Origin of the sequence: Marisediminitalea lipolytica, from assembly GCF_001758465.1 — a bacterium.
Taxonomy (GTDB): domain Bacteria; phylum Pseudomonadota; class Gammaproteobacteria; order Enterobacterales; family Alteromonadaceae; genus Alteromonas; species Alteromonas lipolytica.
Map to the genome: position 1 here is coordinate 527305 of NZ_MJIC01000015.1, position 22446 is coordinate 549750.

17 protein-coding genes are annotated in these 22446 nt (G+C 48.9%); 9 read left to right on the forward strand and 8 right to left on the reverse strand.

Annotated features, from left to right (window positions below):
* Both BFC17_RS16895 and BFC17_RS16900 read right to left on the reverse strand, forming a co-directional pair.
* Positions 1-717 (reverse strand): ABC transporter ATP-binding protein, encoded by a 717-nt coding sequence (locus tag BFC17_RS16895; protein WP_070177651.1) that lies wholly within the window; start codon positions 715-717, stop codon positions 1-3.
* A 44-nt stretch (positions 718-761) separates the two neighbouring features.
* A complete protein-coding gene (locus BFC17_RS16900; RefSeq protein WP_070177652.1) occupies positions 762-2018 on the reverse strand; it encodes an efflux RND transporter periplasmic adaptor subunit in 1257 nt (418 codons plus the stop codon).
* 786 nt (positions 2019-2804) lie between these two features.
* Here BFC17_RS16900 and BFC17_RS16905 point away from each other — a divergent pair.
* Together BFC17_RS16905 and ilvN are read left to right on the forward strand one after the other, a co-directional pair.
* Positions 2805-4523 carry an acetolactate synthase 3 large subunit gene (locus tag BFC17_RS16905; protein WP_070177653.1) on the forward strand — a complete coding sequence of 573 codons (1719 nt, stop codon included), beginning with the start codon at positions 2805-2807 and terminating at the stop codon, positions 4521-4523.
* Positions 4523-5020, forward strand: a complete 498-nt coding sequence (ilvN, locus tag BFC17_RS16910; protein WP_070177654.1) for an acetolactate synthase small subunit — start codon at positions 4523-4525, stop codon at positions 5018-5020. Before BFC17_RS16905 ends, ilvN begins: the two co-directional genes overlap by 1 nt.
* Before the next feature lie 73 nt (positions 5021-5093).
* On the opposite strand, the gene BFC17_RS16915 is transcribed toward ilvN, so the two are convergent.
* From BFC17_RS16915 to BFC17_RS16930, 4 genes are all read right to left on the reverse strand, one after another.
* Entirely contained in the window at positions 5094-5378 is a 285-nt protein-coding gene (locus BFC17_RS16915; protein WP_070177655.1) for a hypothetical protein, read from the reverse strand.
* Positions 5379-5535: 157 nt separating this feature from the next.
* Positions 5536-6174, reverse strand: a complete 639-nt coding sequence (locus BFC17_RS16920; protein WP_070177656.1) for an SdpI family protein — start codon at positions 6172-6174, stop codon at positions 5536-5538.
* Positions 6171-6458 carry an autorepressor SdpR family transcription factor gene (locus tag BFC17_RS16925; protein WP_070177657.1) on the reverse strand — a complete coding sequence of 96 codons (288 nt, stop codon included), beginning with the start codon at positions 6456-6458 and terminating at the stop codon, positions 6171-6173. Before BFC17_RS16925 ends, BFC17_RS16920 begins: the two co-directional genes overlap by 4 nt.
* Before the next feature lie 123 nt (positions 6459-6581).
* Positions 6582-7550, reverse strand: coding sequence for a LysR family transcriptional regulator (locus BFC17_RS16930; protein WP_175439591.1), 969 nt, complete (start codon positions 7548-7550; stop codon positions 6582-6584).
* Positions 7551-7822: 272 nt separating this feature from the next.
* Between BFC17_RS16930 and BFC17_RS16935 the strand changes: the two genes are divergently transcribed.
* From BFC17_RS16935 to BFC17_RS16965, 7 genes are all read left to right on the forward strand, one after another.
* On the forward strand, positions 7823-9064 hold the full coding sequence (locus BFC17_RS16935) for an FAD-dependent oxidoreductase (RefSeq protein ID WP_070177659.1): 1242 nt from the start codon (positions 7823-7825) through the stop codon (positions 9062-9064).
* Between the two features lie 30 nt (positions 9065-9094).
* The gene (locus tag BFC17_RS16940; protein WP_070177660.1) at positions 9095-9379 is read left to right on the forward strand and encodes a sarcosine oxidase subunit delta; all 285 of its coding nucleotides are present in this window, start codon (positions 9095-9097) and stop codon (positions 9377-9379) included.
* The gene (locus tag BFC17_RS16945; RefSeq protein ID WP_070177661.1) at positions 9372-12260 is read left to right on the forward strand and encodes a 2Fe-2S iron-sulfur cluster-binding protein; all 2889 of its coding nucleotides are present in this window, start codon (positions 9372-9374) and stop codon (positions 12258-12260) included. Before BFC17_RS16940 ends, BFC17_RS16945 begins: the two co-directional genes overlap by 8 nt.
* The gene (locus BFC17_RS16950; protein ID WP_070177662.1) at positions 12257-12988 is read left to right on the forward strand and encodes an aminomethyltransferase family protein; all 732 of its coding nucleotides are present in this window, start codon (positions 12257-12259) and stop codon (positions 12986-12988) included. The genes BFC17_RS16945 and BFC17_RS16950 overlap by 4 nt, the downstream gene beginning before the upstream one ends.
* 12 nt (positions 12989-13000) lie before the next feature.
* On the forward strand, positions 13001-15622 hold the full coding sequence (locus tag BFC17_RS16955) for a TonB-dependent receptor plug domain-containing protein (RefSeq protein ID WP_070177663.1): 2622 nt from the start codon (positions 13001-13003) through the stop codon (positions 15620-15622).
* A gap of 69 nt (positions 15623-15691) precedes the next feature.
* A complete protein-coding gene (ggt, locus tag BFC17_RS16960) occupies positions 15692-17458 on the forward strand; it encodes a gamma-glutamyltransferase (protein ID WP_070177664.1) in 1767 nt (588 codons plus the stop codon).
* 120 nt (positions 17459-17578) lie between these two features.
* Entirely contained in the window at positions 17579-18856 is a 1278-nt protein-coding gene (locus BFC17_RS16965; RefSeq protein ID WP_070177665.1) for a sodium/glutamate symporter, read from the forward strand.
* On the opposite strand, the gene BFC17_RS16970 is transcribed toward BFC17_RS16965, so the two are convergent.
* Both BFC17_RS16970 and BFC17_RS16975 read right to left on the reverse strand, forming a co-directional pair.
* Positions 18844-20871 (reverse strand): TonB-dependent receptor, encoded by a 2028-nt coding sequence (locus BFC17_RS16970; protein ID WP_083271796.1) that lies wholly within the window; start codon positions 20869-20871, stop codon positions 18844-18846. The two genes, BFC17_RS16965 and BFC17_RS16970, sit on opposite strands and share 13 nt — an antisense overlap.
* Before the next feature lie 222 nt (positions 20872-21093).
* Positions 21094-22158 carry a hypothetical protein gene (locus BFC17_RS16975; protein WP_070177666.1) on the reverse strand — a complete coding sequence of 355 codons (1065 nt, stop codon included), beginning with the start codon at positions 22156-22158 and terminating at the stop codon, positions 21094-21096.
* Positions 22159-22446 lie beyond the last annotated feature (288 nt).

Below are 22446 nucleotides of genomic sequence, written 5' to 3' on the forward strand. Positions count from 1 at the left end.
TCAGCCTCCTACTACGGCACGATCTGTCTGCCGGGCGACACCCTGATACAGGGTTAAGTCAGCAACCTGGCCATCAACAATCTGAATGTTGCGAGGTGCTCTTCGAGCCAGTTCCGGATCGTGGGTAACCATCACAATGGTCGCGCCGTCCCGGTTAATTTGCTCGAGTAGCTCCATCACCTGACGGGCCATTAAGCTATCGAGGTTGCCGGTTGGTTCATCGGCCAGTAGAAAGCGCGGTTCACCCGCCAGGGCGCGGGCAATGGCCACGCGCTGTTGCTGACCACCAGAGAGTTGTTGAGGTAAATGCTTTGCCCGGCTAGCCAGACCAACCTGTTCCAGGCAAGCTTCGATACGCTTTTTACGCTCCGCCGCTTTAATGCCCCGGTAACGTAAAGGCACTTCAACATTTTCGTACAAATTAAGGTCGGGGATCAGGTTAAAGCCCTGAAAGATAAACCCAATTTTTTGATTACGTAAATCAGCACGCTGATTGTCTGACAAGGCGCCGACGTTAACGTCGTCGAGCATATACTGACCACTCGAAAAGGGCTCGAGCATCCCGGCGATATTTAAAAAGGTGGTTTTGCCAGAGCCGGACGGACCGGTAACCGCAATAAATTCGCCTTCTTTAACCTCCAGGTCAAAGTCACGCAGGGCATGGGTCTGGACCATCTCGGTCTGGTAAACTTTACTCACATTCTTCATCGTTAACATGTCTGTATTCCTTTTAAATTAAGTGCGATCACAAGCAAGCATGCTTAACGCAATAAAATGGATTCGGCTTGTTCAAAGCTTTGATAGCTGGAGATAATGATCTGATCTCCCGGTTGTACGCCGGCCATAATTTCAACTTCGCGCATACTGGTTGCACCGGTCTCAATCGGGATCCGCGAGGCAATCTGCCCCTCTAATTTGTACGCAACATAACCGCCGGCCTGTAAAAAACTACCCCGGCGAACTTTTACAATGTCACTGCGGTTTTCAAGCAGTATCCGTGCGGTAACCTGTTGGTTCTGGCGAATCTGGCTAAGACTGTTCTGATCAAAACGCACGCGTGTAGTAACCTCGCGTTCTGTGACCTCCGGGGAGATCGCAGACAGTGTTCCCATTACCGTTTGACGGCCAATCTGTAGCTCCACATCCATACCCAGGCCGAGTTCATTGGCAAAGCTTTCTGCGACATTAATTTCGGCTTCATAAGCGGTTAAATCTACCAGGGTCATTAATGGCTGATTAGGCGTCACCAACGAACGACCGGTAACAAACAGGTTACCGACAACCCCTTCAACACTGGCGGTAACCGTCAGATTGCCCACTTTCCTTTCCAGTTCGTCAACGACCAGTTGCTGGCGGGCAACCGTGTTATGTGCTGATTGCACTTCAAACGCCAGGGTGTCTTTGGCCAGAGCGACTTCCTGTTCGGCATGATTGACGTTGAGTTTCGCCCGGGCCAGTTCGTCCTCGGCTTTCTCAAAGTCTATCTGACTGATAATGTTTGTCTTAATCGAAGCTTTGGCGCGGCGGCTCTCGCGCTCTGCGGCTGTTAGCTCAACATTGGCAAGGTCCAGTTGTTTATTGAGCAAGAGTGTCTGACGGCGGGCATCCAGGCGTTTGCGGGATAATTCGCCTTCCAGTCGAGCCAGTTCTGAACGCTCCTGCTGTAACTGGTTTTGCAGCTGCGGGCTTTCAACACGGGCTACTGCCTGACCTTTCGACACTTTATCGCCGGCTCTCACTAACAAGGTGACCAGTCCTTCTTCCGGGCTATAGACTTGTGGTGCATTGGCAGCAACGATTCGACCGGTTGCGGCGATATCCCGGGTTAGATCGCCACGTTCTACCGTAGCAATCTGCACGCTGGCGCGTTCGACTGATTTCGCGGCGGTATCAGAGGTTAGAATGGCTTCAGCAGATATGGCCAGGGTGATTAACACGGCTGCGCTAACCAGAACCAATTTGAGTTTGTTACGCTTGGGCACAATTACCGCATCCTGGGCACTGGTATCCTTGATCATTTCACACCGCCTGTTTCCATCAGCGTGATGCAAGCTGCAGTTGCCAGCAATACTATGGGTACAGCAATAAAGTGAATTAAAATCATAAGTGTCCCTCCCGAACAGTTATTTATGCATTGGTTGCGTATAACTGTTTAATACCAGTAACGTGCCATTTTTTAAGTATATGTATTTCAAGGTTTATTTCGTTTTCAAGTGTCCGCTCAAGGAAGGCCGGACAGTTAAAGTGTCCGCTGCGGACACTTTGCGGTCAGGCATTGGTCGTTTTGTCACCGCATTTCCGTTAAACTACGCTTGTTTAAAGGGTCTTTGTTTTGTCGGTCGCTATATTTGCTGGTATCCGGAGATTCTGTGGGGATAAACTGGGAAAAACATAAACGAAATATTTATCCTAATTTAAAGTGATAAATTAAATTGAATTTATCACTTGCCGAAATTGGGTAAGCCTTATTTATTAAGCCTTGCAGAGTAGCTGTTGTTCTTTGTACTGTTAATTTGCTGTAAATATAAAAATTTCGTTTTGGTGTTTTAAAAGTCTAAAAATAGGATATATATCCTAATATAATCATTATTTGGGATATGTATCTCACTTTTATTCAAAAAGTTGTTTGATCTTCCACCTGCCTTCGTTATAGTCCGCGTACTTCAGCACCGAATGGTTATTCACGCTGAAGAACGAATATTCTGGCAAAGCTAAACAAACTGTCATTTGCCTTTAATCAAGTAGTAAGACACTGCATTAATTTATGATTGGCATAAATTAACAATCCATTAGGAGATAGCACCGTGAAGATGATGTCGGGCGCCGCCATGGTGGTGGAAGCGCTAAAAGATGTAGGAGTTACACATGTATTCGGTTACCCGGGTGGTGCCGTTCTTGACATTTATGATGCATTATTTGCTCAGGATGATGTCAAACATGTCCTCGTGCGTCATGAACAGGCAGCTGCCCACATGGCAGATGGTTACGCGCGTTCGACAGGCAAAACCGGTACTGTGCTCGTCACCTCAGGCCCTGGTGCTACCAATACCATAACTGGTATCGCAACCGCCTACATGGACTCTATCCCAATGGTGGTATTGTCTGGTCAGGTACCGTCTATGCACATTGGTGAAGATGCCTTCCAGGAAACCGATATGGTGGGTTGTTCACGCCCAATCGTTAAACACAGCTTCCTGGTTAAACGCGCAGTAGATATTCCGGATGCGATTGCAAAGGCATATTACATTGCTAACACCGGCCGTCCGGGCCCGGTAGTGGTCGATCTGCCTAAAGATATCGTTAACGTGATGGAAGAGCACCCATACGTGTTCCCGTCTGACGTTACCATGCGCTCTTACAACCCAACCGTACGTGGCCACATGAAGCAGGTTAAGAAAGCCGTTGCTTCATTGACACAAGCCGAACGTCCGGTATTGTACGTTGGTGGTGGTGCGATCACGGCTGAAGCCTCTGGTCTGGTAACGCAACTTGCTGAGCTGTTAGGTGCTCCGGTAACCTGTACCCTTATGGGCCTGGGCGCGTTCCCTGGTACCCATGAGCAGTTCGTTGGTATGCTGGGCATGCACGGCACGATGGAAGCCAACAAAACCATGCACAACTCAGACTGCATTTTAGCGCTGGGTGCCCGTTTTGATGATCGTGTAACCAACAACGTTGATAAATTCTGCCCCCATGCTGACATTATCCATGTGGATATCGATCCGGCATCGATTTCGAAAACCGTTAATGCACATATTCCGGTAGTGGGTTCTGTTGAAACTGTACTGGAACAGCTACTGGGTCTGTTAACGCCGGAAGAGTTACCCGATCAAAAAGCCAAACTGGCTGACTGGTGGGAGCAAATTAATCAGTGGCGTAGCCGCAAGTGTCTGAGCTTTGAGCAGGGCGACACGGTTATTAAACCGCAAAAGGTTATCGAATCACTGTACAAGCACACCAATGGTGATGCTTATGTAAGCTCTGATGTTGGCCAGCACCAGATGTTTGCTGCATTGTATTATCCGTATGATAAGCCACGCCGCTGGATCAACTCTGGTGGTCTGGGTACCATGGGCTTCGGTTTACCAGCAGCAATGGGCGTGCAGTTTGCGCATCCTGATGCCACCTCTGTGGTGGTTACCGGTGACGGCAGTATCCAGATGAATATTCAGGAACTGTCCACCTGTTTGCAGTACAACCTGCCGATTAAAATTATTTCACTGAACAACCGTGCACTGGGTATGGTGCGTCAGTGGCAGGACATGATCTATAAAGGTCGTCATTCTCATTCTTATATGGAATCACTGCCTGACTTCGTAAAACTGGTAGAGGCCTACGGTCACGTGGGTATCAAAGTCGATTCTCTCGACCAACTCGATTCCGCCATGGAGCAGTGCTTTGCCATGAAAGATCGCTTGGTATTTATGGATATTGCGGTAGACCAAAACGAGCACGTATATCCAATGCAAATTAAATACGGCGCAATGGACGACATGCGTTTAAGTAAGACGGAGAGAACCTGATGAAACGAGTTATTTCAGTATTAATGGAAAACATGCCGGGCGCGTTGTCCCGCATTGTTGGTGTATTTTCACAACGTGGTTATAACGTTGACTCTCTGTGTGTAGCACCAACTGAAGATCCAAGCCTGTCACGCCTGACAATTATTACTCAGGCTGACGACAAGGTAATTGAACAAATCACCAAGCAGGTAAATAAGCTGGTGGACGTACTGAAGGTTATCGACCTGTCTGAAAACGCCCACATCGAACGCGAAATGATGCTGATTAAGGTCGCTACCCGCACCGAAGCAATCCGTGCTGAAGTGAAGCGTAATGCGGATATCTTCCGGGCTAATATCCTGGATGTATCGTTAAGCAATTACACTATGGAAGTTACCGGTACCACCGATAAACTGGATGCCTTTGCGACCACCATGGCGCAATGCACCGAAATTATCGAATCTTCACGTACTGGTGTGTGTGGTCTGGCCCGTGGTGAGCGAGCGCTGCGCCCTTAACCTTCAGGTTGCGGTAGTTAAAAATAACAATGCCCGGTTTAGCCGGGCATTTTTTTGTCTGTAGTTCTCGGTGCTATTTAAAGCGAGGGTCGCGATACTTTGAATAATCCTGTCGTTGCTGACTTCTTACTGCCAGCATAATCATGGTGATAGAAAACAACGAAAATATAAAAGGCAGATAACTATCGTCGATGCTGGCTACCGCCCGTTGCTGTGATGGATAGCTGGTGGTCGGGCCCTGGAATGCGTGTTCCTGACGGAATTTTGTGAGTGCATCTTCAGAATCAGGCTGTACAGCTGCTGCCGGCAGTGACAGAGCAAAACATAACAAAATTTTAAAAGCGCCTTTAACCCGCATTCAGGTTACCTCCGTGTTACTGTTTTGGTTAATTATTAACCACGCCTTAGAAGTCCATTAAACCCAATTCTTTTGCAATGAGCAAGTAGGTGGCTAAATATAATTTTAAGTCCGACCAGTCATTGCGAATATTTTATTCGTGGAAGTGGCGGCTTTATTACAATGCACGCCAGTACCACCAGGACATCGCTGTCGGGATTAACAGGCTGGGCACTAGTAAACCCGCTACCAGTAAACCAGCGAGATTTGTTGGTAATACCCAGACAAGCACGCTGGTTAATAAGCCCGCGGCCAGGGTTAATTTTCCTGCCAGGCGGTGAGTTTTCTGCCAAACTACATCACTGCAAAGTGTCCACGGCGTTTTAATACCAATAAAAAAGTTACTGCGTACCTTGCCAAAATAGTTGCCCATAATCATAAAAGAAATGCCCAAAGCACTGATTATTAGTTGGAACATGGGCACATCAAAGCCGTTGGCCAGCATTAAGTAACCTGCTTCCACGGCAATAAACAGTGCCATCAGCGCCCAGAAAATGGCATGAATACCTACCCTGGATTGTGCCAGATGCCGTTTTCTCGGCTCTAAAAATTTAAGCGAAGCTAATAACCCGGTTAGCGCCAGCATCAGCAGTGGCGGCACAAATAACGCAAAGGTCGCGCTGGCCGAGGCATCTGCCTTGCCACTGATGCCCCAGTGAACAGGCAACGTGAACTCCGGGGGTATTTGCATCAACGCGGTAACCGAGGCAATAACACTAACGGTAACTATCAATCCAGCCAGTTTAATCGTGTTCATGGTTGCTCCTTAGTTGATTCGGTTTTGGGGGAGTCCAGCAGATTAAGCATGCTGGTCAGCACGTCCTCCAATACGCTGGTGTTTAATGAATAAGTAATAGTGGTGCCTTCTTTAACCGTGACAACCAGATTGGCACTTTTCAGTACATTAAAATGGCCAGACAGTGTCGATTTGGCCACATCTATTTGTTCGGCAATTTCACCTGCGGAATAATCTTTTTGTTTCAACAAGTGCAGTATCTGGCGGCGCACCGGACTGGAAAGCGCCTGAAATACATCTGACATAACTTGACTGCCTGTGTAGTTTATTAATTCGTAATTTAGCGAATTAACGAAATATAGGCAATCTTTATTTCGTAATATAGCGAAATAAAGGTGGCTTTTGGGTTGGTTGAAATTTAAATTCTTTTAAATCAATGGCATATTTGTAGTTGATTTTGCTTTGCCCGCAAGCCAGGGGGCCAAACGGTTCAGGTGGGGAAGCACATTTTCGTCGTATATGCCCCGGCATATCCGGGCGGCTTGTTCAGGAATAGAGCTGAATTCTCCTTCCCTGCTTAACAAAGAGATATAGCGTGCGTTTACGCCGTCATCCAGATTCAGCACTTTAATATTATGCAACAGCTCGATTGAACCAACCATGCAAAGGCTGGAAATGATCGACCAGCCATGCCCCTGGCGGACAAATTTTAACAACATTTCAGTGCTGTCCAGTTCAAACCGGGTATTGGGCTCAATGCGCAGTCGCTTGGTGATGATACCGGTTAACATGCCTAACCGGGTGGTTCGGTCGTACTGGATAAACGGCAGGTTCTTGGCCAGCCAGCCAGGCGTTTCAGAGTCCAGCTCAAGCTGATCCGACACGACAATGACAAAGGGATCGCGGATGATTGGAAAGCGTTGTAAGTCGGCTTGTTCCGTCATGGGATCGCTGGTCACCAGCAGGTCGAGTTCGCGCTCTAATAAAGCCTGCGACAACGGCGAAACCAGGCCTGTACGCAAGGTAAAGTTAGTCGAGAAAGACTGTAACTGCCGCACCAGTTGTTCCCCCCCAACATCCGAAAAACAATCAATCATGCCAATGCGTAGCTCACTTAATCCGCCTCCGGCTGCCATTTTTACATCGTCCAGCAGGTTTTTGCTGTCGTTTAAAAGGGGTTGTGAGCGGGCATACAGCAAGCTGCCACTGGGGGTCAGGCGCAATGGCCGTGAGCTTCGCTCTATCAGCACACTGTCGGTGATTGTTTCCAGCTGCTTCAGGGTTTGTGACACCGCTGACTGGGTAATCCCAAGCCTTTCTGCCGCCTGAGTCAGGGTTTTGGATTCGGCTACCACAACAAATATTTTTAAAGCGTTGAGATCCAGTGACTTACTCATTGCTGTCTGTCCGTAAATGGGAAATTTCATTATTAGTAATGTCTGATGTCTATCATAAGTATTACTAATACTTAAGGCAATCCGTTGACACAAAAATGCAATATTACCATTATCGATCACGAAGATTGTTGGAAATGCAGCCGCTTTAGCGGTGCTTTCTGACTTATCTTATAAGTATTCCTTATTTACTTTTCATGTGTTCGCAAGTGTGTTCACGTAGTGGACCACTTGCTTTTTTTATTGCATTAAGGCTTAACATTAAGAGGTGGCGAATGCCGTTTGGTTTATTGAAGTATGGCTTGAGCCGCCGTTATCCTGCAGAGCCACATTTCTCTGCTGGAAAATCACTAAAGTCACATTATGACGTAGTGATTATCGGTGCCGGCGCCCATGGTGCAGGCATGGCTTATTATCTGGCGAAGTACCACGGTATTACCAATGTGGCATTGCTTGATAAAGCTTACTTAGGTGGCGGAAACAGTGCTCGAAACACCGCTGTCATCCGGTCAAATTATTTAACTGAGACCGGCGTTAATTTTTATAAAGAGTCAGCCAGGTTATATCAGGATCTCAGTAATGAATTCGGCTATAACATTATGCACGAGCAGCGCGGTCAGTTAACGCTGGCGCATAATGATACGACATTACGAAACTTCCGCTGGCGGGCAGAGATAGGTAAACATCTCGGCACTAACATCGAAATGGTTGATCGCCAGACCATCAAAGAGCTTGCGCCCGAGTTAAATCTGTCTGAGAACGTACGCTTTCCTATTTTAGCTGGCTTATGGCATGCCGATGGCGCAACCGCCCGACATGATGCCATTGTCTGGGGCTACACCAAAGGCGCTTGTGAGCGTGGCGTAGAATTACATCAACTTACTGAAGTTGAGGATTTTACCATTGAGAATGGCCGGGTAACTGAGGTTAAAACTAACCGCGGGAAAATCAGCTGTGGCTGTGTGGTGCAGGCGGTAGCGGGTCACAGTTCTCTGATAGCGGCTAAAGCAGGGATACGCTTACCAATCCAAACCTACCCGCTACAGGCAATGGTCACGCAGAACTACAAACCCTTACTTACCCCCCATGTGAGTTCGCCGCAGTTAAAAGTATTTACGCACCAAACGTCTCGTGGCGAGTTTGTGATTGGCAGTGGCGCTGACGATTATCCGCTGTACAGCTCAAGAGCCACCTTAGAGCGCAAAGAAATGCTGGCCAGTGCGATTATCGAATTGTTCCCCTTTTTACAGCATGCGCAAATATTGCGGCAGTGGGGCGGAATTGCCGATGTGACACCGGATTACAGCCCAATTATGGGGCTGAGCCCACTGAAAAATTATTACCTTAATGCGGGGTGGGGCACCTATGGCTTTAAGGCGGCGCCTGTTTCGGCCAAAACCATGGCCGAGTGTGTGGCGACCGGCAAACCGCCAGCGTTGATCGAAGATTTTGCCCTCGAGCGGTTCTACCGCTTTAAACAAGTTAATGAAGTTGGCGCGACTGCAGAAGTGCATTAGTCCCAGTATTATTCAAGGATCTTTGTTCCAATGAAAATAATCCCTTGCCCGCAAAACGGGCCTCGTCCGGTGTCTGAATTTAGCTTTGCTGGCGCAGTTGAACCGCGCGACGAAACCGCAACTGATGCCTCTGCCGCCTGGGCAGAACAAGTGTTTTTTAAAGAAAACGGCACAGGCGTAGTGACTGAGTTGTGGCGGCATAACCCGTCGGCATTCTGGTTGTATCTGGAACGTTGTCGCGTTACCGACCGCATTATCAAAGCCTATCCGGCCAATGCGGCAAATTCTGCTGACGGGGAGGAAGAACATGATTAAGAACCTGCGTCTGCCAGCGCCATTTGGTACCCTGATCAACCGTGATAAAACCATTTCCTTTCATTTTGAAGGGCAGTCCCTGCAAGGCTTCGAAGGCGATACTATCGTTTCAGCTTTGCTCGCCAATAACATCAGCGTACTCAGCCGTTCTTTTAAATATCACCGCCCGCGCGGCTCCATGACTTCACTGGGGCATGATGCCAATACCCTGGTACAGCTTCCCGACCATGCCAATGCGCTGGGTGACGTGATCAAGTTAAAACCCGGTATGCAGGTTACCGGGCAAAACTATGTGGGTTCCCTAAAATCTGATCGCATGGCGATGCTTGGTCTGGTCTCTCGTTTTTTGCCAGTCGCCTTTTATTACAAGGCTTTCTTCCGCCCCAAAAATGTGTGGGAAAAATGGGCGCCCTTATTCAGAAAGGTAGCCGGACTTGGGGTGTTAAATACCGAAACGCCTTTTGGCTATTTTGATAAGCAGTATCACCATTTTGATGTCACGGTAATCGGTGGCGGAGCCGCTGGTATGTCAGCCGCGCTGGCAAGTGCGGCACAAGGTGCCAGGGTTTTACTGGTTGAAGAACAGCCTGTGCTCGGTGGCTCGTTAAATTACTGCCGGTTTGATGTCGAAGGCGAAGTTGCCGGTAACACCCGACAGGAACTTATCAGCCAGATTGAAGCGGCCGACAATATTACGGTAATGACAAACAGTGTGTGTAACGGCTGGTTTACCGATAACTGGCTCCCTGTGATCAGTGGCAACCGTATGCATAAAGTGCGTACCGAAAAGCTGATTGTCAGTACCGGTGTTATTGAACAGCCGGTGGTGTTTCGCAATAACGATCTGCCCGGCATTATGACGGTAACTGCTGCTCAGCGCTTTATGCGGCTGTACGCCATTCAGCCGGGTAAGGAAGCCGTCTTGCTGGCGGGAGACGACAATGCTTATGCTCTGGCCCTTGATCTGATGGAGGCCGGGGTTAAGGTCAAAGCGATTGTGGATCTGCGTGAGCAGGCGGCAGAAAATGAACTGGCTGCTAAGGTCAGGGCGCAACATATTGAAGTTTTCACCCATTCCACCGTGTTCAGTGCCAAAGCAGACAGCAAAACCGGTCATTTGAGTCAGGTCGAGATTCGTCGTATTACCGGTCGCGGCGAGTGTGGCAATCAGTCAACCCAAATCAGCTGTGACCTGCTCTGTATGTCGGGCGGTTATGTGCCGACCTATCAGTTGCTGTGTCAGGGCGGAGCCACATTGTCATATGACGAAAAAATGAGTGCTTTTGCCATCAATAACCTGGCCTCGAATGTCGCGATTTGCGGTGCGCTTAACGGTTGTTGGGATCTGCAGGATGTTATCGATGATGGTGCCCGGGCTGGAGCACAAGCTGTAAAACCAGCTTCAGACTCCACTCAATACGATGACCCAATCCGAATGGGCATACCCAATGTGCCATGGCCTATCTTTGCCCACCCTAAGGGTAAAGAGTTTGTCGATTTTGATGAAGATTTACAGATTGCCGATATTGTTAATTCGGTAGCAGACGGCTATGCCCATATCCAACTGGTAAAACGTTATTCAACGGTCGGTATGGGGCCTTCTCAGGGGCGGCATTCGGCGCTGAATACAGCCAGGCTGGTGGCGGCTGAAACCCAGCGCAGCGTAGCACAAACCGGGGTGACCACAGCGCGTCCGCCTTTCTCTCCCGAGTTTGTCGGGCACCTGGCTGGCCGTACGGGGTTTGTTACCCGTAAAACGCCACTGCATGATGAACATGTTGCACTTAACGCCAGCATGGACATTGCGGGTAAATGGCTGCGCCCCCGCTGCTATGGTGAGAACAGCGATACCATTATCGAAAATGAAATGAAGCATGTGTACCAGCACGTTGGCATTTGTGATGTCACCATGCAAGGTGGTATTGATGTGGTGGGTCAGCAGGCGCTTACTTTGCTGGAGTCTGTGTTTGCCGCGACATTTTCCACTCTGGCGGTAGGCGAGAGTCGCTATGCGCTGCAAGTTAATAAACTGTACGCCGTTACGGGAGATGCTGTAGTCCACCGTTTGGGTGAACAGCATTTCTATGTAACCACCAGTCAGGCAAGAGCCGATAGCCTGGCGATGGAACTGGAAAAAACGCAGGTGCTTGGCCAGCTTAAAGCGGTGGTCAGAAACGTGGCTTCGGCATGGACCAAGCTGGTTATTGCCGGGCCGCGGTCATCGGCACTGCTGGCCGGGGTGTTTGGTGTCGCCAATACAAACCGCATGGCTGGTGCTGAACTGGCTAATGGCGAGGTTGAGGCCGGTGGCATTACGTGTCGGCTATTCAAAATAAACTGTATTGCAGAACCGGCCTTCGAGCTGCACGTGCCGCAACATCATGCGGTGGCAGTGTGGCAGTATTTGCTCAACCAACCCGAAGTAAAACCGCTGGGCAACGAGGCCTTACGCCGACTCAAAATAGAGCACGGTGATATCGCTATTGGCCAGGACTCCGATCCTGAGTCCACACCAGATTCGCTGGGACTGCAATGGGCTGTCGATCCCACCAAGCCTGCTTTGCAAAACACGCGTCATATGCTGGGCGATTATATCAGTGAGCTTGATAAACAACTGGTGCAGTTTAAAGCCCCGGCCAGTCTGGCGTCTCAAATAAAAGAAAATCTACTGGTCGTTGACCAACAGCGGCTGGTTGGTCGCGTCACCTCGTGTTGCTACTCCCCGCGACTTAAATGCGTGACCGGTATGGCGATTATTTACGCTAAGCAGGCCCCGCAGTCACTAACCATAAAGTCTGAAAGCGGCCAGTTACTGTCGGCAGAGGTGCAGCTTCTGACATCACCGAGTACACCGCAAATCACCGAGGAGTGTGTGGCATGAGCCTGAATACTACAAACCTGTTTGCGCAGCGCCAGAGTCTGTTAAACGGCTGGCATGATGCTCATCAAGCGCAGTATGTGCCCGGCGTGCGGGGGCTGGTGGTCAGCCATTATGCCGGCCAGCAACCAGAACAGCCACTGGCTGTTTCACTGTGTGATTTATCGGTGTTTGCCGACTACGCCAGTGTGATTTCAGATGAGGCGGCAGCCACTATCAAGGCACTTGGTTTGCCAGTTCCTCAACAGGTGAATACAGGCGAATCAGTCTCTGAGCTTTGTGCCGTTTTTAAGCTGACTGACAACGAATACTGGCAGCTGGATTTAACCGGCAATAGCGAAAAATCGGCTTTTACCGACACCCCGCTGTACCAGTTCCCGTTAAATGAGCACTACGCCTGTCTGGGGCTGTACGGTGCTCAGGCTCAACAGGTGCTGGCTAAAATATGTGCCGTGGATATCTCTGCTGCGGCCTGCAAAAATCTGGAAGTCATTCGCACTTCTATTGAGCAAGTAATTACAACCATTATTCGGTTCGACTTAAACAACGAAACCGGATTTCTGCTTTTGCCTGAAGTAAGCAGTGTGGAATTTATCTGGCAAATACTGTTAGACGCGATGTATGAGTTTAATGGTGCGACAGTTGGTGCCAGTCACCTTTTTAAAAATATTAAGCTAGGACACACAACCCAAATAAATAATTCATCTACAAAAACAATAAAAAATTCATAGGAGTAACAAGCAATGAAGGCATTTTCTTGGAACAAAGTAACCAGTGCTATAGTGTTGGGGTTACCCATGTTGGTTGGCGCAAACTACGTAAGTGCGCAGGAAACCGGGCCAGAAGCAAGCGATGAAGAAACCGAACAGATCACGGTTATCGGTTCTCGCCGTCCGGGCCGTACGGTTATCGAAAGTAACGTCCCTATCGATTTAATCAGTGCGGACGACCTGCAAAAAGGCGGATTTAACGATATTAACCGCCAGATGCAAAATGTCGTACCAAGCTTTAACTTTTACCAGCCTTCACTGGTAGATGGTACTGAGCACATCAAACCTGCATCCTTACGCGGTCTGGCCCCCGATCAAACATTGGTATTGGTAAACGGTCGTCGTTTTCACAGCAGTGCGTTACTGAACATCAATGGTTCTGCCGGTCGTGGTTCGGTATCAGTGGATTTAAACTCAATTCCTTCATCTGCCATCAAACGCGTTGAAATTCTGCGTGATGGTGCTGCTGCACAGTATGGTTCAGACGCTATCGCCGGTGTTATCAACATCGTAACCAAAGATGCCAGCGAAGGCGGCTCTATCTCGGTTTCTGGTGGTTATTACGATACCACGCTGGACGGATTGCCAGAGATGACCGGTGTTCAAACTGATGCCAATGGCGTGGTAGTGCCTAACGGTAGCAACCGTGTTGCCGGTATTTACGGTGACGATATTTCCCGCCGCGACGGTGAAAACTATAACATCGCCGGTAACATTGGCTTCGCCCTGGGTGATGACGGTTTCTTAAACCTAACTGCTGAGTATAACCATGCTAACCGCACCAATCGTGGTGGTATGGATGATGGTGATACCTATCCGATGCTGGAAGACGGCTCTTTTGACCCGCGCGAAATTACCACCAATCGTGACCGTTTCCGCGTAGGTGCGCCGGAAACTGAATCTTCAACCATACTGGCTAACGCAGGCTATTCTCTGGGGAATGGTGTAGAACTGTATTCTACGGCAACTTTCCAGGACAGAAAATCTGTCTCAGGCGCGTTCTTCCGTGAAGCAGGCGACGAAGGTTTCCTGATCCAGGAAATCTATCCTGACGGCTTTGGTCCGCGCATGCATGCAGATATTTCTGACTGGTCTTTCCTCGCAGGAGTTCGTGGTGTTGCTGGTGAGTGGGATTATAACGCCAGCGTTGTAACCGGTTACAACTCGGTGGAATATACCAACAAAAATACTGCTAACGTAACTTACCTGCTGGATACGCCAACCGAATTTTATGGTGGTGAGCTTAAGTACGGTCAAACCGGGGTGAACCTGGATTTCTCACGCTTTATCGATTTAGGTGACATGTTCTCTGATGTCTCATTCGCCTGGGGTCTGGAATATCGTCAGGAAGTGTTTGAAATCAACGCCGGTGACGAAGAGGCTTATACAAACCGCCAGTCTCTGGATGAAGATGGTAACCCGATCTTTGATGCCAACGGCAACCCGGTTTATCCAACGTCAGCCCTATTTGCCCAGGGCTCTCTGTATTTCTCTGAAGCAGGCGAAGTAGACGAAGATCGTGATTCTTACTCAATTTATGCTGAGTTTGATATCGACATTACCGAAGATCTTAATACAACGCTTGCGGCGCGCTTTGAGGATTACTCAGATTTTGGTAGTACCTCTAACTTTAAAGTGGCGGCGCGTTATTCGTTTACTGATGATTTCTCAGTTCGTGGTTCGGTAAGCACCGGTTTCCGTGCCCCTTCACTGCAACAGCAGTTCTACACCTCAGTAACCACTAACTTTGTTGGTGGTGAGGCCTTTGATATTGGTACTATGCCAGCTACAAGCCCAGCTGCACAGGCCTTAGGTGGCGGTCAGCTGCAAGCTGAAGAATCGATTAACTACAGTATCGGTTTCACCTGGACGCCAATTCAGAACCTGAATGTTACGGTAGATGCGTACCGCATCGAAATTGATGATCGTATCGTGTTATCAGAAACTCTGGGTAACGATGACAGCGAGAGTGCCATTGTTGAGCAAATCTTTGCCGAAAATAACATCGAAGGTGTTGCCGCGGCACGCTTCTTTATTAATGGTGTAGACAGCGAAACTCAGGGTATCGATATCACCACCTCGTATAACTTTGAAGCGTTCTCCGGTGATTTACGCCTGTCAGCCGGCTTAAACTTTAACGATACCGAAGTCAGTGATGTTATTGCTACCGTTGGTCCTGCTTCTTTGTTTGAACCAAGCTCGTTGTTTGCCCGTCGTGAACGTGCGCGTTTAGAAAATGCGGCACCAGAAACCAAAGGTAACTTCTCGGCAATTTGGAGCAAAGATGCCCTGAATGTTACGCTGCGAGCTAACTATTATGGTGATGTTACACAGCCTGGCACTACCACTGCCGGTGACGTAACTATTGATAGTGCAGTGATTATCGATGCTGAATTTGGTTATGCATTAACTGATGATCTGAACATTTCAGCCGGTGTAAACAACCTGTTCGATAAGTATCCTGAGTCAGGTGTAGAGCGAGCTGGTGGCGTGGAAAATGCTGGTCAGTTTGACTTTATTTCTGCTTACCCAGGCTTCTCTCCTTACGGCTTCCAGGGGCGTTATCTGTTTGCTAAAGCAGTATATACCTTCTAAATCCTTAGCCGTTAAACGCGATGGCCTGCTTTTGCAGGACCATCGCTGTTTTTATCAAGAGAGATCTTTATGCAGAAAACTAAGACCTTTAAACTGCTGCGAACGGCTCTGCTGTCATCAGTGTTTACATTTGCTTGCTCGGTTGCTGTTGCCCAGCAAGCGCCATCGCCAACCACCGCAGATTTACCGCTCATCGAATATGACAGCATTGAACACCCGGTGTCGGCTCGCCATGGTATGGTTGCCAGTCAAAATGCCCTGGCCACGGAGATTGGCGTAGAAATTCTGGAACAAGGCGGTAATGCGGTAGATGCTGCGGTTGCCGTAGGCTTTGCGTTGGCTGTTACCTTGCCTCGTGCCGGTAATATCTCCGGTGGCGGTTTCATGCTGGCTTATATCGCTGAAGAAGATAAATACATCGCACTGGATTATAAAGAAATGGCACCGGGTGCCGCGCACCGTAATATGTATTTGTTACCGGATGGCAGTGTAGATGAACATGCTATTCGCTCAACCCGTGCTGGCTTTGGTATTCCCGGTACGGTAGCCGCGTTTGATCTGGCGGTAAAAAAATACGGCACCATGACCCTTAAAGAGTTAGTGAAGCCAGCCATAAAACTGGCCAAAGAAGGCATCCGCGTTACTGACGATATGGCCTATTCGCTGAAGCGTTCTACCAAACGCCTGAGTCAGGAACCGGCGGCAATGAAAGTCTTTTTAGATGACAATGGTGTGGCGCTCAGAAGTGGTGATACCCTGATACAGTCCGATTTAGCGTGGTCGCTGGAGCAAATTGCAAAAAATGGCGCTGATGCGTTTTATAAAGGCGCCATTGCCAAAAAGTTAGTGGCTGATATGCAGGCAAACGGCGGCATTGTTACCATGGAAGACCTCGCCAACTACAAGGTTGCCGAACGTGAGCCGCTGCGCGGCACTTACCGTGGTAAAGAGATCATCATTATGCCTCCGCCAAGCTCTGGTGGTGTGCATATCCTGCAAATGTTTAACGTGTTTGAACATTACGATATCGAATCCATGGGCCATAACTCAGCAGCCACCATTCACCTGATGAGCGAAGCTATGCGCCAGGCTTATGCCGACCGTAGTAAACACCTTGGCGACCCGGATGTTAACGATATTCCGGTTGAATGGCTGACCAGCGAAGCTTACGCTGAACAAACCATTGCGGCGATCCCGGCCGATAAAGCCAGATTGTCCAGCGAAGTTAACCCCGGCACGCCGCGTCGCCCGGAAAGCCCGGACACAACCCATTACTCAGTAATGGATAAGTTTGGTAACGTGGTGTCGAATACCTATTCGCTGAATTACTCCTACGGCTCGGGTTTAATGGTGCCGGGTACCGGTATTCTGTTAAATAACGGTATGGACGACTTTTCTGCTAAACCCGGTTCGCCAAATGGCTATGGACTGGTGGGCGGTGAAGCCAATGCTATTAGCTCATACAAGCGTTCGTTAAGCTCTATGACGCCGGTGATCGTAGCTGCAAACGGTAAACCCTTTATGGCTACAGGCAGTCCGGGTGGCAGCCGCATTATTACCAGCGTTATGCAGGTACTGATGAACGTAATTGACCATAAAATGAATCTGGCTGAAGCAACCCATGCGCCACGCATTCATCACCAGTGGTTACCGGATAAAGTTTATCTGGAGCCGGGGATCAGTCCTGACACCCGCGCTATTTTATCCACCATGGGGCACAGTATTGAATCTACGCCATTTACCATGGGCAGTACGCAGTCTGTGGAATACAAAGACGGCTTCTTTTACGGTGCCGCCGATCCACGCCGACCCGGAGCAGAAGCCTTGGGCTACTAAGAAAAATCAGCAGGGCTGGCTTAATGCCAGCACCCGCTGAGATTAAGTGATAAAGAATATCGGAGGTGATGTATTAATATTTGGGAACTAGCCAACGATATTGGTATTGCAAGCGGTTTGATGCTGCTTTGCAAAGTGTTGCGGGTAAAAATAACGTTATTACAACGATTGTATATTCCGGTGGCATTGCTGGCGGGTTTGCTGGCGCTGGTACTGGCAAACAACGGCCTTAATGTTATCCAGTTAAACTTTGCCAGTAGTTATGGTGGTTTGCTGATCGCAGTTATTTTTGCCTGTCTGGGGCTAACGACCCGCTTGCCCGATTACACTACCCTGATTCAGCGCACTGGTCGACTCTGGGCGTTTAATCAAATAGTGATGGTGTCTCAGTATTTACTTGCCGTGCTGTTGGGCATGGTGCTGATTGGCATCATCTGGCCTGATTTACCCCGGGCTTTTGGTATTTTAATGCCAGCCGGGTTTATGGGCGGGCACGGCACGGCTGTCGCCGTTGGTAATACGCTGGCCGACTTAGGCTGGGACGGTGCAATGACGCTGGCGCTGACATTCGCCACCCTGGGCGTGTTTTTAGCGGTGCTGGGCGGCATGTTAATCGTTAATGTTCTGTCCCGCCTGGGTGTGATCACCCATGTGCGAAAATTCGAAGAGCTGGAGCTGCATTTTCGGCAAGGTTTAATTCCGCATAACGAGCGGGAAAGCCTTGGTGTCGAAACTGTTTCCTCGGCATCAATCAATACCTTCACCCTGCACTTTGCTTTAATTGGTCTGGTTATCCTGCTGGCTTACCATTTGTCGGCGGTGCTGTCGTCGGCCGGGCAGTGGGTCTCGGTACCGGTGTTTGCCTGTGCCTTTTTAATCGGCTATGGCTTACGCATCCTGTTGAATAAAACAGGCTATCTGACCCATTTTGACAGTCGCATTTTTCAGATGGGCGCCGGTTCCGCCACCGATTATCTGGTATTTTTTGGTATAGCTTCTATTAAAATCAGCCTGGTGATTGACTATTTTGCGCCGCTGTTAACGGTGTTTGTGGCGGGGATTGCCCTGTGTTTGTTTTTGACCTTTGTTGTAGCCCCCTGGTTGTTTGGTGATGAATGGGTTGAAAAGGGCGTGTTTTCCTGGGGCTGGATGACCGGCACTGTGGCAATGGGAATTTTACTGCTGCGCGTGGTCGACCCGAAAAGTCAGTCCAAAGTACTCGACGACTACGCGATAGCCTATGTGCCCACGTCGGTTCTGGAAATTTTACTTATCGCCCTGCTTCCCGGCCTGGTGATGACCGGTGAAGCGTGGCTTGCTATAGGGGCGTTAACAGCCTACCTGGCGCTGGTGTCACTTATCAGCCTTAAACTCAGAAAGCATGGTCAAAAGGCGTAGCTTACTGCCGCTCTGAGAGTGCGCGGCTCGATGGGATGATAATGCAGGTCGTCTGTGCCCTGAGTGGGTTCTCCGGGCAGGCGGCTGGCATACCAGTAGTCAATGTCGTGGTCGTTACTGTCGAACAGGTTGAGCACGGATAAACTGGTTTGCCATTGCGAGGTTTCATACACCAGACTGGCATTTACCACGGTAAAGGTTTCAGACTGGTGCGTTTTAAAACTGTCCAGCGTGCGTTTACCAAAGTAACGCAGGCGTACATCGCTGCGCCAGTCATCGTTCATTTGCCAGTTAAGGCCCAGGCTCGCCACAACAGGCAGTGAGCCTTCAATATGCCGCCCTTCGCCCTCTTCATCTTCACGATATTGTGAGTCAGTCCAGGCCAGTTCCAGGTCGGTGGTCAGGTTAGCGGTAAACCAGTAATACACCGAAAGCTCTACTCCCCGGCGTTGTGACGCCCGGCTGGCTTCGGTGTTACCGGCATCGCCGACAAACACCAGTTCGGAATCGTTATTAAGATACCAAAGCGACAGTGATGCGTTGTAGTAGCGATATCGTGCTACACGTAAACCTATTTCTGCACCTTCGCCGCGTACCAAAAGATCAACCGGATTTGTGACTTCGCCAGAAGCCGGATCAATACGTATTACTGCGCCGCGAGCATCGTTAGAATGAAACGATTGGCCAGCATTAAAGTAGGCTTGCCATGCATCATTGATAATGTAGCTAATGCCCGCTTTCAGGCTGGTGATATGGTCGCTGTCGTCACCGCTGTTTTGTTCATTGTCGCTGTTTACATCGACCGCCAGGTAATCATGACGGATATCGGCATGGGCTGTCAGGTTGTCGGTAAGGTCTGCATCCAGCTGTAAAAATCCTGCCACTGAATATTCATTCACGCTATCGCGACGAACCGTGCCGAGCCGCTCCCGCTGGTCGGTGGCGTACAGTCCGACTTCACGGATATCATCGAACCGCGTTTCCAGCCCGGCGATAAGATGAAAGTGCGTATCACCCACCGATGCGGAATAAAAGCGTGAAACGCTGCCGCCATAGAGGGTTCGTTCATCCACCTGCTCAAACTGATCACCACGTTCAGGATTTTCAAGGTAGTAGGTAAAGTTAGAAAACAGATTCAGTCTGGAAGAAACAGCGTAAGCATTCACTAACCAGTCAGCGTTTTGCCAGTTAAGTGACAGACTGTAGCGGCTGGAATCCCCCCCTAAAGTGTTATCAATGGAGCCAAGCTCATCTATCAGACCTTGTTGTACCGCCCGCAGGGGGATTTGGTCGGCGGCATCCCACTGGTTGTCATAGCCTAACAAGGTCACATGTAACACGCTGTCGCTGGTGGCTTTTCGATAGCGGGCAAAAACACTGGCCTTGCCAATATCTTCGTTAATATCGGTCCAGGGGCCATCGTATTGTTGCCATTCACCGCCCAGGGCCAGACTATCGTCACCTACTGCGATATTGGTTGCGGCAACGGTACGAAGATAGCCATTTTCACCTACTTCAAGTTTTGCAAAGGGCTTTGCGAAGGATGACACCAGCGCAAAGTTAGCCGCGCCTGCAACAGAGAAATCCCCCTGCGTTGCCCGGTACGGGCCTTTCTGGTAATTAATTTGTTGAATAAATTCAGGCGTGATGAAGTTGAGATCGGAATAGCCCTGACCATGGCCATGAGTACGCATATTAACCGGCATGCCATCAAGTGTAATGCTGAAGTCGGTGCCGTGATCAAGGTTAAACCCGCGTAAAAAATACTGGTTAGCCTTGCCCGAACCGCTGTGCTGGGTTACCACCATTCCGGGTACAAACTCCAGGATTTCGCCCGCGCGTAACAGGGGGCGCTGGGCAATATCGCCTGCGCCGATAACGCCCTCTGAGGCAGAAATAGACTCACCGATGAGATCGCTTTGTTTGCCAAATACCACCACTCTCTCGATATGCGGGCCATCGGCCAGGGTTGGGCAGGCCAGCAACAGAGAACAACAACTAACTAGATATTTCAAAGCTTCAACTCATAAACAGGTATGTGACAATGATAACTTGTTCAGTTGCTGTTTGGCGGTGGTATCGATAAGCCGTAATCATTGTGCGGTAACAAGAGTTAACGGGGGATATTTGTTCGGCATTTGACGGAGAATTAGCCTGATGAGTATTTTTCAAAAAGCGTTATTTCTTGGCTTAACCAAATAATAATGCAGACACTATTATTGCCTTGAGGCTTCTTTCTACTCTTCCGAAGGACGTTTTAAAAGGTTTAACAGATCAGGCATTTTAAAACCGCCAAAGTTACAATCCGGACCCGTATGTACTTTCGCCTGATCACCTATCATCAGTTGCGTTTCAGCTTCCCTGTGGACCTCAACCCAGGCAATATCAGTATCAATCATGTCAGAGACAATACCTTGAAAGTCGTATTGTACGGTATCAATTATCAGTTCACCGCCGAGATAATTGCGCTTTAAAAACCTTCTTGCAAAATCGATTTTCTGCCCTGCTTTCAATTTTTGTTTAGTTCCCAAAGATATTTTCACCAAGTGTATATCGCCTTTTTTTCGATAGTCTAATACATATCCGGGCTGGCTAAATATGTGCTGAACCTCAGGCATGACTAAACCGATTGCGTTGTTGGCGGCCTGTGACGTTAAGTTAAACGTGTCGTCCTCACCTAGCGGACATTTTTCGTTGCTGGTAGCCAAGGTGGTTGTTTCGGTGCCCTCCAATATCAGTGTTGCTATTATTTTAAAAGTCGATAAGTCATATATCGTCACTTTGCCTGTTACCGCTGCATGGAAACGGCAACTGGCCGAAGAGTGCTGGGGTAGTCCGTCAACGGTCGAGTTTGCTGCCGGTGAAAAAGTTTGTGAAAGACTCACGGTTTGTAATGTCGGTAAGATTGCGGCATCGGCAACGTCGATAATCGGGCCGGGGTGTTTATCGGTTGCTTTAGCGTCTTCTATATCATCTAGCAGCTTAGTTACCCTGTCGGAGTCAACTACTTTAAGGTCCGCTTCCCGTAGACTTTTATCCAGTTGCAACAAAAAGTGGTGTATGAGGTTAGTGTTGATGCCAGCATTAGTCCCGGTGGTGACAGGCAACACGATAAGCGATTTCTGCTTGCCTTGTAATTCTGTCAGTGAAGGTTGAACCTCGGCCATAGGGATATTGACCTGGTAACTAACTACGCTAAAAACGCCTGGCGATTTCTCGGATATGGTGGTGGTCGAGCAGCCGAAAATTACAGATACCGTAAAAATGGCGGCTGCTAATGACATTCTTAATGGCATACCCATACAACTCTCCTTGTTGTTTTTCGGGCTCTTAGTACGATTTGCACCGGCGCTAGTAGGTCATTTTCTCGCAGTGATTCCGCTTTGTCACTCCCCCTGTTTTAAAAACAGACGGTAATGTGATATATCATTTTGAAGTCTGTTTAACATGCCTAAAAACAACAAGAACGCGCGTTAATCAACAAGCACACTATAAAGTCAGGGTTATGGCTAAGCCACCACGGTGCTCCAACTCTTCATACCCCTCAATGGTTATATACACGCACTGAGCGTTTTATTAAGGTTAACTAT